Here is a 12,491-nt window from a genome sequence, read left to right as displayed (position 1 = left end):
CGTCCCGATGCATTGATCAACCTTGCCTACTACTTCGACTGGTTTCAGGCAGAGGCGGTGAGCGAACAGCGTCTGGCCGGCCAGGAGCGTGCGATCGAGCGTCTGGCGGAATTGTGCCAGCACCACAACATCGTCCTGCTGCAACCTTCCAGCTATCGAGTGTTCGACGGCTCCCGTGCCACGGCCTACAGCGAAAAAGACGAACCGGTGCCATTGGGCCTGCGCGGTCAGGCGTTGTGGCGGATCGAGCAAAGCGTTCGCGCCACCTGCCCGCAACACGTGCTGKTGCGTTTCGGCTGGCTGCTGGACGACAGTCCGGATGGCACCCTTGGTCGCTTCCTGGCCCGTGCCGAACAACCCGAAGAGCTGCTGATGGCCGATGACCGACGGGGCAATCCGACGCCGGTCGACGATGCTGCCCGCGTGATCATTTCAGTGCTCAAGCAACTCGATTGTGCCGCGCCGCTGTGGGGCACCTACCACTACGCCGGGCATGAGGCGACTACGCCGCTGGCGCTGGGGCAGGCGATTCTGACTGAAGCCCGCAGCCTGCATCCGCTGGCCATCGAAGCCCCGACCGCTCAGGCCCATGCCGCGCGTCCTGATGCTGCCGAAGAACCGCAACACGCGGTATTGGCCTGCAAAAAAATTCTGCACACCTTCGGGATCAAACCGCGCGCCTGGCGTGCGGCGCTTCCCGGTCTACTGGACAGGTTCTATCGCCATGGCTGACGGTCCCGTTTTGATCACCGGCGGTGCCGGTTTCATTGGTTCGCACCTGACTGACGCCCTGCTTGCCAAGGGCCATGCGGTGCGGATTCTCGATGACCTGTCCACCGGCAAGCGCAGCAATCTGCCGCTGGACAATCCCAGGGTCGAACTGATCGTCGGCGACGTGGCCGATGCGGCTTTGGTTGCCCGGGCGATGGCCGGTTGCAGTGCTGTGGCGCACCTGGCCGCCGTTGCTTCGGTGCAGGCCTCGGTGGACGATCCGGTGCGCACGCACCAGAGCAACTTCATCGGCACGCTGAATGTCTGCGAGGCCATGCGCCAGACCGGAGTCAAACGCGTGCTGTTTGCCTCAAGCGCGGCGGTCTATGGCAACAATGGTGAAGGTGAGTCGATCGATGAAGACACGCCCAAGGCCCCCCTGACGCCTTACGCGGTAGACAAACTGGCCAGCGAGCATTACTTCGACTTCTACCGCCGCCAGCATGGGCTGGAGCCGGTGATTTTCCGCTTCTTCAACATCTTCGGCCCGCGCCAGGATCCGTCCTCGCCGTACTCCGGGGTGATCAGTATTTTCAGCGAGCGCGCACTAAAGGGCTTGCCGATCACCGTGTTCGGCGATGGCGAGCAGACCCGGGATTTTGTCTACGTCGAAGACCTGGTCGACTTGCTGGTGCAGGCCATCGAGAAGCCTCGGGTCGAAGTCGGTGCGGTCAACGTTGGCTGGAACCAGGCGACGACACTCAAGCAAATGCTCGAAGCGCTGGAAGCCGTGGTCGGCAAGTTGCCACCGGTGAGCTACGGTCCGGCGCGCTCCGGTGACATTCGTCACTCCCGGGCGAACAACCGGCGTCTGTTGGAGCGCTTCACTACCACAGAGCAGACACCGATGCGTGTGGGGCTGGCGCGGTTGCTGGGGCGCTGAGATTTTTGCTGCCACAAAAAAGGCGCCTTTGACAGGCGCCTTTTTTGTGGCCGGAATTTGCATTAAAAGTCTGTGCAATTCCTGTGGCGAGGGAGCTTGTCGGATCGCCGCATCGTCCCGCTCGACTGCGTAGCAGTCGTCAATCCAGTCAATGCGGTTTGTCTGAGTCACCGCTTCTGCCTGGAATAGGGCTGCTTCGCAACCCGGCGGGAGCAAGCTCCCTCGCCACAACATCCAGGTTCACCACCACGTGAACATTCTTTCAGCGATGTCGCTTAGAACTTGTAGCCCAGACCCACCATGTAGATGAATGGGTCTACATCGACGTCCACACGTGCCCGGGTACCTGGGGCAATCGAGTTGTTCTCGACGGTGGCGCGGGTATCGATGTCGATGTAGCGCACCTGGGCGTTGATCATGATCTTATCGGTCAGCATGTAGTCAGCACCGACCTGCCATGCCAGGCCCCAGGAGTTTTCCGCCTTGAAGTTGCTGAAACCGGCGGACTGCGCTTGGCTGCCAACGTGTTCGTCGTAGATATAGGTGTAATTGATGCCGCCGCCGACGTACGGCTGGAAGGCCGACTTCGGATCCAGCGGGTAGTACACCAGGCTCAAGGTTGGCGGTAGGTGCTTGAGGGTGCCGAGTTTGCCGTTGGCCGCGCTCAGGGCCGTGTCCTTGAGTTTCACGTCATGCTCGAACGGTGTGGCTGCCAGCAGCTCGATACCCAGGTGGTTGGTGAGCATGTAGGCGAAGTTCAAGCCCAGTTGCGTGTCGCTGCTCATGGTCGCCTTGCCACCCAGGTCGGCACCCGCCAGAGGACCTTGATCGACCTTGACGCTGGAGCTGTCGGCTTCCGGGTTGACGGTGATTGCACCAGCGCGAATGAGAATATCGCCGGCCTCGAAGGCTTGGGCGAGCGGGGCTGCGAGCGCGAGGGCAACCAGCGAAGCGCTGAGCATGGACTTGTTCATGGGGGCTCCAGAGGACGTTAAAAATGTTCGATGTCCAATGGTAAGGTGCCTAACGAATCGGTCTTTTGATGCAGCTCAAGGAAAGTGGCAAGGAGTGGATTTTGTAGCGATTTCGATGGCCCTTCGCGAGCGAGCTCGCAGGTTCTGTGCCTGTCAGGCGATTGGGCCACGTGGGTAGCGCTTGAGCTTTTCGATCAGCTCATTGCCCGGGATCGGACGATCGAACAGGTAGCCCTGGCCGACGTCGCAGCGGTGACGGCGCAGGAACGACAACTGCTCGGCGGTTTCGATGCCTTCAGCCACGACCTTGATTTTCAGGTTGTGCGCCATGGCGATCACCGCGGAGGTGATTTCCATGTCGTCCTGGTTGTCCGGGATTTCGTGGATGAAGCTTCGGTCGATCTTGATTATGTCGATGGGGAATTTTTTCAAGTAACTGAGCGACGAGTAACCGGTGCCGAAGTCGTCCATGGCCAGGGTCAGGCCCAGGCGCTTGAGTTGGTCGAGTTGCAAGTGGGTGTCTTCGGTGGCTTCCAGCAGCAGGCCTTCGGTCAGCTCCAGCTCCAGCAAATGAGCTGGAAGGGCTTCTTCCTTGAGGATGTTGGCAATGGAGGCCACCAGGTCCGGATCGGAAAACTGCTTGGGCGACAGGTTGATCGCCACTTGCAGGTTGCCCAGGCCGGCGGCGGTCAGCGCTTTGCTCATGCGGCAGGCCTGGCGGGCGATCCATTTGCCGATCGGAATGATCAGCCCGGTTTCTTCGGCGACGCTGATGAACTGATCCGGGCGGATCATGCCCTTTTCCGGATGGTCCCAGCGCAGCAGTGCTTCCATGCCCAGCAGGCGACCGCTGCGCAAGCACAGCTTGGGCTGATAGAACACGTCGAGTTCGTTCTGGGTCAGGGCGCGTCGCAGGTTGTTCTCGACGAACAGCTTGTAGCTGGCCTCGGCGTTGAGCGCTTCGGTGAACACTTGCACCTGGTGTTTGCCATTGGCCTTGGCCTTGTGCAGCGCCAACCCGGCATTGCGCATCAGGGTTTGCGGGTCGCGCCCGTGCAGCGGCGCGCAGGCCAGGCCCACGGAGCCGGTGACGCTGATCAACTGGTTGTCGACGAACATCGGTTTGTCGAGGGTCGCCAGTAACTGGTTGGCTACTTGCTGACCCACCGTGAGGTCGCTGTTGTCCAGTAACACGGCGAATTCGTTACTGGCGAATCGCGCCAGGCTGCCGCTCGGAACCAGGCTGTTGCGCAGGCGTCGGGCGAGGCTGATCAGCAGCTTGTCGCCAGTCTGGTGGCCAAGGCTGTCATTGATCCGCTTGAAGTTATCGATGTCCACCAGCAACAGGCTGATTGGCGCATCGCTGTCCCGGGCGAAGCGTTCATCGAGGTTGCGAATGAAGGCCGGGCGGTTGCCGAGATTGGTCAGGTTGTCGGTGTAGGCCAGGCGCTCGATACGTTGCTGAGCGAGCTTGGCCTGGGTGATGTCTTCGTAGATGCCGATGTAGTGGGTCAGCTCGCGGTTGTCGCCGTAAACCTTGGAGATCGACAACTGGCCCCAATAGGGTTCGAGATTTTTCCGGCGACTCTTGAATTCGCCCTGCCAACTGTTGCTCTTGGCCAGCGCCGAAGGCGCGTCGAACAGCAGTTCGCTGAGGTTCTCCAGGGCTGGTAGTTCTGACAGGCGCTGACCGTGCACTTCTTCCGTGGAATATTGGGTGATCGCGGTGAAGCTCGGGTTGACGTATTCCACCACGCCGTCGCAGTTGACCAGCAGAAAGGCGTTGGCACTTTGCTCGACCGCACGCTGGAACAGGTGCAGGGCGCTGGTGGCGGTTCGCCGGTTGTGGTTGCTGATGACCTGGGCAAACTGGTCCGCCAGTTCTCCGGCGAAGGCGATTTCATCCGACTGCCAGGCGCGGGTCGCGCCGGTCTGCTCCAGGCACAAAACGCCGACCACCTGGCCATCGACGCGGATACTGGCGTCGAGCATTGCGTTGACGTCGCGCGGACGCAGGCTTTCGGCCATCTCCCGGGTACGCGGGTCGCGCATGGCGTTATGGGCGTCGATGGCGCGGCCGGTGTGCAAGGCGTCGAGGTAATCGGGGAAAACGCTGACGTCGATCGGCTGCGGCAGCAGGTATTGCTGATTCGTGCGGTGATAGGCCGAGATCGGCACCAGCCTCGAGCCTTCGAGGTGCCACAGGCTGGCGCAGTCGATCTCGTAAATATCGCAGGCGCTGCGGGTGATCAGCTCGGCGGCTTCCTGCAAGGAATTGTTGCTGCTGTAGCGTTGACGGGTGAGCAGCAGGATCAGGTCCTGCTGGGCACGCGCCCGGTCCAGATGCAGCAGTTGCTCCTGCTGGGCACGTTGATTGAGTTCCAGGGCGATTTGCAGGCGCGAGTTCTGGGTTTCCAGATCCAGCGCCGGTTGCAGCGGGTCGTCCTCGACCAGGCCGTCAATGACCAACAGGTAGCCGCGCAACAGGTGACGATTGTGTTGTTTGTAGGCTTCGCCCAGTTCCAGCAGATTCAGGGAGCCCGAGGCGGTGTGCAGGGTGTAGCGGATCAGGTAATGCGGGCTTTCAGTCAGCTGCTGCTGGACCGCGTCGTGCAGTTGATAGCGCGCTTGCGGCTCCATCAGGCTGGCGTAGGGCGAGCCCACCAGCGCACACAACTCGACGGCTGGCAGACCGAACTGGCGTTCGCAATTGGGATCGAGAAACAGCAGCGCCCAGCTGGGTTCATTAAGCCGTTCGAAACGCAGCATGCCGAGCCGCGAGGGCACAGGCAACTGCGTCACTACCTCGGCCACCATACGGCTGGCGGCATCGGGTTGGCTTTTCATGGAGGGAAACTCGCTTCGAATATGCTGAACGCGCCGGGCTCTCGCCCTCTTTACTGTTGCCTGCGGCAAGGTTGCATCATGCGGCACTGGCTGACAAGAGAGGATGRAGGCCAAGTGCTATAAGCCTATGTCGGCAGGAACGAAGATTTCTCCAGTTAATAGCAAAAAGTCATAAATTTGGCCGAATTTGAGCTCTGATTTCTCTTTTCGGTAAAAAATGCGGATGAAAGAAACCCCGCCAGATTGGTGGGGTTGAAGTGTGAGCGATACATCGTCGTCCAGTGGGGGGGGGTGCCTCCCTCAACTTTTGCTATGGAAGTCGGCGAAGAGATCTCAAGTTTCAGGGGTTAGATGGTAGCGTCGTACCGAACCGGCGGAGTTGTCAGTCTGCCCGCCGACCGCCAGCAGCTGGTTATCGGTTCTGATGATGTCCCAGAAACTGCCTTCGAGTTCTTCGAAAAGGCCATTTTTGCCAAAGCTGTCGTCGGGCTGGCCATTGTGTAAGTAGCGAGCCAGCACGCCATGAAAACGTGGCCCAGGAGAGATGATTTGCCCGGCGCAGAGGATCTGCTGGTCATCGTTCGATTGCACGCGCTCGAATCGAATGTTGCGGCTATCGGCAGGCGTGGTGACAGGTTCGAAACTTTGGTCGAGATGCCCGTTTGAGGTAAACCGGACGATCCAGCCCGCGAGTGCCTGTTGTGGGGTCTGGGTGTAGCCCGAGGCAAGCAGTTCTTCATCCGGCGTCTGGTCCAGCGCCAGGAATGCCCGCTCGCCGGGCAGGGCCGTGAAGCCCTGATTGCCGAAGGCCGGATCGGCTTCACCCTCCAGAGTCACGCCAGCCAGTAGCGCCCCTCCGCTATATTGGCCGGCCAGTACGAGGCGTTGCGCAAGGTCGCGCGCCGGCAGACTGATGATTGCATCCAGTCGGCACGGGCCATTTTCATAGGTGATCTCGATGTAGCCTTTATCGTGAAATTGGGTGTCCAGTTGCCCGTTCTCCTTCAGGCGGATCAGAACGGTCCTGGCCGGTTCGCCGTAGAAGTTGTCCATTACGAACGGAATCAGTAACTGTCCCTCGGGAGTCATGATGGGCGGAGTGCTGTGGGTGCCATTACGAGCTTTTGAGGAGCGGGCCATGATTGAGCGCCGGGTCCTGGCGTTGCGCGAGGAATCCAATTCGACGATGGTGACCCCGTTATTGCCGAAGGTCCGGTCACGCTGGCCATTGTGGTGGTACATGACGAACCCTGGAATATACCCGTCCTGGCCTTCGAGCCATGTTGTCAGCAGCAACCGACCATCGGGCATCAACTGAACATCGATACCTTCGTTGGGGCGTACATCATCAAGATCCTCAGACACATAACCCTGGGCATTGAAGGTTCGGTCCAGGCTGCCATCCTCGTTCAAGGCGATCAGAAGTGCTTTGTCGGCATAGCTGCTTGCCAACACTAGCGAGCGGTCCTGACGCAGAGCGACGGCATAGATAGACGAGGCGGATACCCCGTTACCAAGCAGCATTGCGTTGCACTTCACAGTGCCTTGGGTGCCGAAAGTCGTGTCCAGGCGTGGGCTGGAGCGAGCGCTGCAGCGTGGTTGAGGTGGGTTTTGCATGTCATCATCCTTAATAATGGGACCAGTGATTGGCCCTCGCTTATTAAACTAAGTGACGTAAGGCTGGAAAAACAACTGTCAGAAATAACAGGATATTATTTTTGGAGAACAGTGGAGATCGAGGCAAAAAAAWGCCCCGCCAAATTGGCGGGGTTGAGGTACGAGCGTGGCGCTCGGAAACGTGGAACGCAATCGGGCCTCCGGTGAAGGAGGGTCGGTCGGTGTTACAGGAGCATGGTGCGGATGTCGCCCAGCAGGTCGCTCAGACGCTTGGTGAAGCGTGCAGCAGCGGCGCCGTTGATCACACGGTGATCGTAGGACAGCGACAGTGGCAACATCAGTTTCGGCTGGAAGGCTTTGCCATCCCGGACTGGCCGGATGGTTGCCTTGGAAACACCGGGGATCGCCACTTCCGGCGCGTTGACGATCGGCGTGAAGCCGGTGCCGCCAATGTGGCCGAGGCTGGAAATGGTGAAACAGGCGCCTTGCATCTCGTCTGACGAAAGCCGAGCGTCCCGAAGGCTGTGATTTTTTTGCCATCAACGCAAATTAATGCCTGTCGATTGCAGCRACTTGCCCTCCCGATCGTGGTAATTCACCTGAATGCGTTCTGCATCGATGACGAGATGCGCGAAGTTATCCTGACTGATGACTTTGCCGGTCAATTCCTGTCGATATTCGCCTGCGGCGTTGCGTGCCAACGGCTGGTCGAGGATAAAGCTGGATTGACTGGCATAGGGCAACAGTTTGATGTTGCACAATGGCGACGACACGATGGTGTGCACCTCAAAGTCCGGGTCTTCGCTGTGGGTCAGTCGACTGGTCAAGGAGCCGTGGACGTCGCCGGAAACGAAAATGATATTCTTCAGTCGGTGCGAGCGAATGGTCTCCAGCAACCGCAGCCGTTGCCCGGGAAAACCGGCCCAGGCGTCATCCCCGTTGTGTTTGGCGTCGGGATAGAGCATCACGCTGGTGACCACCAACTTGACCCGGGCGGGGCTGTGGATCAGCCATTGGCACAAGGCATATTCCTGCTCAACATCAAGGATACGTCGATCATCGGCGGACAGATTACGCTGGGTGCGGCTATCGGTGACGAACCATTCGATATCGCCATCGGTGAACTTATACCAATAGTGCTTCGGATGCCGGCTGATCCGCCCATCCTCTAGTAATTCAAATGCCGGGCTGTGGCTGGCTTGATATAACTCATAAGCAGTGATGGCGTTTTTATATAAAAAATCATCGCCTGATTTTTTATTTTTCGGCCAGTTATCTTCAATTTCGTGATCGTCGAGGATCATGTAAGTCGATACATTGGCCATTAACCTGGAAATATGCGGCTGTGAGAAAGTCGCACGGTATTTTGCGAGTATTTCCTGATATTCGCGGTCAGGTGCGAAAAAATTCAAATCGTCGACATAGATCTGATCGCCAGTCATCAACATCGCGCTGACCGGCGGGTCGGCTTGCTGAGCCAATTGTGAAATCGAGGCAAATATCCGGTCGCCCAGATGTGGCGCCGACGGGATGCCGGCGGTCATCCGCAAGTAACGGCATGAGCCAACGAAATAGGCTCGTGGTGTGCCGGCCGTGCTGGACCGGGTGCGCACGCGATAGAGTTCTTGCGGCCATCGCAGCGGCAGTTCTTGCACCGAATCCACGGAGTGCCCGGCACTCGTGGTACTGAACCAGCCAGCCTGGTATTCGTATTCGGTATCGGCCGCCAGGTTATTGATAACAATGACATCGGACATGTCTTGCAGGCTTGTCAGCCTTACAAAGATACTTTTAAGCCATTGCTCACGCCCGGACTGCCGATAACGGATGCCGGCAAATACGGGTGCATCTTTTTGCGCTTCGCCGCGCACAAATATACGCGCGTGATTAGTTGTGGTGTGGCCAATAATCGGGCCAACAGTTAGTTTGAGCATGTTTGAGTCCAATCGCTGCCAGTTAATTGGTAGTTGGTTATTTCGGATGTAATGGGAGGGTGTTCAGCCAAGACTAGTTATTTGGCCTGAATAAATATCTGGCAGAAATGGATTCGAGTTGTGGGCGATATCAGCCACAAATGTAGGAAAGCGTATCAAGCAAGAACTTCAGGCAAAAAAAAGCCCCGCCAAATTGGCGGGGTTGAGGTACGAGCGTGGCGCTCGGAAACGTGGAACGCAACAGGCCCTCCGGTGAAGGAGGGCCGGTCGGTGTTACAGGAGCATGGTGCGGATGTCGCCCAGCAGGTCGCTCAGACGCTTGGTGAAGCGTGCAGCAGCGGCGCCGTTGATCACACGGTGATCGTAGGACAGCGACAGTGGCAGCATCAGTTTCGGCTGGAAGGCTTTGCCGTCCCAGACTGGCTGGATGGTTGCCTTGGAAACACCGAGGATCGCGACTTCCGGCGCGTTGACGATCGGCGTGAAGCCGGTGCCGCCAATGTGGCCGAGGCTGGAAATGGTGAAGCAGGCGCCTTGCATCTCGTCCGACGAGAGCTTCTTGGTCCGGGCTTTTTCAGCCAGGGAAGCAGCCTCGGCGGCCAGTTGCAGCAGGCTCTTCTGGTCGACGTTCTTGATGACCGGTACCAGCAGGCCATCCGGGGTGTCGACGGCGAAGCCGATGTTGACGTATTTCTTGCGGATGATCGCTTTGCCGCTTGGCGCCAGCGAGCTGTTGAAGTCCGGCAGTTCCTTGAGCAGGTGCGCACAGGTCTTGAGCAGCAACGGCAGGATGGTCAGCTTGACGCCGGCCTTCTCTGCAACGGCTTTCTGGGCAACACGGAACGCTTCGAGCTCGGTGATATCCGCCGAGTCGAATTGCGTCACGTGCGGCACGTTCAGCCAGCTGCGGTGCAGGTTGGCGGCGCCGACCTGCATCAGGCGGGTCATCGGCACTTCTTCGATTTCACCGAAGCGGCTGAAGTCCACGACCGGAATCGGCGGGATGCCCGCGCCACCGGTTGCGCCAGCAGCAGCGGCCGGCGCTTCCTTGGCCTTCTGCATCATGGCCTTGACGTAAACCTGCACGTCTTCCTTCAGGATGCGACCGTGCGGACCGCTGGCGCCAACGGCGTTCAGCTCGACGCCGAATTCGCGGGCCAGTTGACGCACGGCAGGGCCGGCGTGAACTTTTGCACCAGGCTTGGCTGGCGCGGCGGCCGGGGCAGCAGCAGGTGCGGCGGCGGCAGGAGCAGCAGCTGGAGCAGGTGCGCTCGGAGCTGCAGCGGCAGTTGCCGGTGCAGCGGCCGGAGCGGCGCCTTTGACTTTCAGCTTGAGGATCAGGTCGCCGGTACCGACTTCGTCATCGAGCTTGATGGAAATGCTTTCCACCACGCCAGCGGCTGGCGACGGGATTTCCATGCTCGCCTTGTCGGACTCCAGGGTGATCAGCGACTGGTCGGCCACAACGGTGTCGCCGGCCTTGACCAGGACTTCGATGATCTTGGCCTTGCCCGCCGAACCGATGTCCGGAACGTGGATGTCCTGAACGCTGTCGGCCACTGGAGCAGCCGGTGCGGCAGCGGCAGGCGCGGGAGCAGCGGCGGCAGGAGCGGCCGCCTGAGCTGGAGCGGCAGCAGCTGGTGCAGCAGCACCCGCCACTTCCAGATCCAGAATCAGGTCGCCAGTGCCGACTTCATCGTTGAGCTTGACGCTGATGGCCTTGACCACGCCAGCGGCAGGCGACGGGATTTCCATGCTGGCCTTGTCGGATTCCAGGGTGATCAGCGATTGATCAGCCGCGACGGTGTCGCCGACCTTGACCTGGATCTCGATGATCTGGGCCTTGCCCGACGAACCGATGTCCGGCACGTGCACTTGCTGAACGCTGGCGGCAGCCGGCGCAGCAGCAGGAGCGGCGGCGGCAGGAGCAGCAGCCGGTTTGGCTTCAGCCTTGGCAGCCGGCGCAGCGGCAGCCGCAGGGGCACCTTCGACTTCCAGTTCCAGCAGTTCGTCGCCTTCTTTCAGGCGATCGCCCAGCTTCACTTTCAGGCTCTTGATGATACCGGCCTTCGGCGCGGGCACTTCCATGCTCGCCTTGTCCGATTCCAGCGTCAGGATGCTCTGGTCGGCTTCGATACGGTCGCCGACCTTCACAAACAGTTCAATTACTTCACCTTCACCGCTGCCGATGTCAGGTACGCGAATGAGTTCGCTCACAAAATCTCTCCTCAGCAGTCCAGTGGGTTGCGTTTTTCCGGGTTGATACCGAACTTGGCAATGGCCTCGGCCACCACTTTAGGTTCGATGTCGCCACGGTCAGCCAGTGCTTCCAGGGCTGCCAACACCACGAAATGACGGTCGACTTCGAAGAAATGACGCAGTTTCTTGCGGCTGTCGCTACGGCCGAAACCGTCGGTGCCCAGGACTTTGAATTCCTTGGACGGTACCCACTGACGGATCTGCTCGGCGAACAGCTTCATGTAGTCGGTAGACGCGATGACCGGACCTTTACGGCCGTTCAGGCACTCTTCGACGTAGCTCAGCTTAGGCTTCTGGCCAGGGTGCAGACGGTTGGTGCGTTCAACGGCCAGGCCGTCGCGACGCAATTCGTTGAAGCTGGTAACGCTCCACACGTCGGCGCCGACGTTGAACTCTTCGCGCAGGATCTTCGCTGCTTCACGGACTTCACGCAGGATGGTGCCGGAGCCCATCAGCTGAACGTGGTGCGCCGCTTCGCGGGTGTCTTCCTCAAGCAGGTACATGCCTTTCTTGATGCCTTCTTCGGCACCGGCCGGCATGGCAGGCTGCTGGTACGACTCGTTCATCACGGTGATGTAGTAGAAGACGTCCTGTTGCTCTTCGGTCATCTTCTTCATGCCGTCCTGAATGATCACCGCCAGCTCGTAGCCGTAGGTTGGATCGTAGGTGCGGCAGTTCGGGATGGTGGCAGCCAGCAGGTGGCTGTGACCGTCTTCGTGTTGCAGGCCTTCACCGTTCAGGGTGGTACGGCCGGCAGTGCCGCCGATCAGGAAACCACGGGTGCGGCTGTCGCCAGCGGCCCAGGCCAGGTCACCGATACGCTGGAAGCCGAACATCGAGTAGAAGATGTAGAACGGCAGCATCGGCTGGTTGTGGCTGGAGTACGAAGTACCGGCAGCGATGAAGGAGCTCATGGCGCCCGCTTCGTTGATGCCTTCCTCGAGGATCTGGCCCTTCTGGTCTTCCTTGTAGAACATCACCTGGTCTTTATCGACTGGCTCGTAGAGCTGGCCGACGGAGGAGTAGATGCCCAGCTGACGGAACATGCCTTCCATACCGAAGGTACGGGCTTCGTCCGGGATGATCGGCACGATGCGCGGGCCGATTTCCTTGTCCTTGACCAGCTGTGCGAGGATCCGCACGAAGGCCATGGTGGTGGAGATTTCACGGTCGCCCGAGCCGTCCAGGATCGCCTTGAGGGTGTCC

General features: G+C 59.5%; 8 protein-coding genes and 1 pseudogene. 2 read left to right on the top strand and 7 right to left on the bottom strand.

Going from position 1 to position 12,491, the window contains the following annotated elements; all coding sequences use genetic code 11:
* Positions 1 to 732: sugar nucleotide-binding protein (locus ACXRVY_RS07770; protein WP_458237205.1), on the top strand; the 732-nt coding region annotated here is incomplete at its 5' end.
* Positions 725 to 1,654 carry an NAD-dependent epimerase/dehydratase family protein gene (locus ACXRVY_RS07765; protein ID WP_223461696.1) on the top strand — a complete coding sequence of 310 codons (930 nt, stop codon included), beginning with the start codon at positions 725 to 727 and terminating at the stop codon, positions 1,652 to 1,654. The genes ACXRVY_RS07770 and ACXRVY_RS07765, both read left to right, overlap by 8 nt.
* A gap of 275 nt (positions 1,655 to 1,929) precedes the next feature.
* Here ACXRVY_RS07765 and ACXRVY_RS07760 read toward each other — a convergent pair whose 3' ends face one another.
* The 7 genes and pseudogenes from ACXRVY_RS07760 to ACXRVY_RS07730 all read right to left on the bottom strand — a co-directional run.
* Positions 1,930 to 2,628 carry an OmpW/AlkL family protein gene (locus ACXRVY_RS07760; RefSeq protein ID WP_223461698.1) on the bottom strand — a complete coding sequence of 233 codons (699 nt, stop codon included), beginning with the start codon at positions 2,626 to 2,628 and terminating at the stop codon, positions 1,930 to 1,932.
* A gap of 153 nt (positions 2,629 to 2,781) precedes the next feature.
* Entirely contained in the window at positions 2,782 to 5,475 is a 2,694-nt protein-coding gene (locus ACXRVY_RS07755; RefSeq protein WP_223461701.1) for a putative bifunctional diguanylate cyclase/phosphodiesterase, read from the bottom strand.
* A gap of 333 nt (positions 5,476 to 5,808) precedes the next feature.
* Entirely contained in the window at positions 5,809 to 6,999 is a 1,191-nt protein-coding gene (locus ACXRVY_RS07750; RefSeq protein ID WP_458237204.1) for a hypothetical protein, read from the bottom strand.
* 317 nt (positions 7,000 to 7,316) lie between these two features.
* A pseudogene (locus tag ACXRVY_RS07745) lies at positions 7,317 to 7,610 on the bottom strand (2-oxo acid dehydrogenase subunit E2); the annotation flags it as partial.
* A 21-nt stretch (positions 7,611 to 7,631) separates the two neighbouring features.
* The gene (locus tag ACXRVY_RS07740; RefSeq protein ID WP_458237203.1) at positions 7,632 to 9,026 is read right to left on the bottom strand and encodes an alkaline phosphatase D family protein; all 1,395 of its coding nucleotides are present in this window, start codon (positions 9,024 to 9,026) and stop codon (positions 7,632 to 7,634) included.
* 273 nt (positions 9,027 to 9,299) lie between these two features.
* On the bottom strand, positions 9,300 to 11,243 hold the full coding sequence (gene aceF / locus ACXRVY_RS07735) for a dihydrolipoyllysine-residue acetyltransferase (RefSeq protein ID WP_223461707.1): 1,944 nt from the start codon (positions 11,241 to 11,243) through the stop codon (positions 9,300 to 9,302).
* 11 nt (positions 11,244 to 11,254) lie between these two features.
* Positions 11,255 to 12,491: transketolase-like TK C-terminal-containing protein (locus tag ACXRVY_RS07730; protein WP_458237202.1), on the bottom strand; the 1,237-nt coding region annotated here is incomplete at its 5' end.

This window comes from Pseudomonas sp. P5_A2_2 (assembly GCF_054177685.1).
Note: the sequence above shows the minus strand (reverse complement) of the source record. Positions and strands in the feature narration are given on the sequence as shown.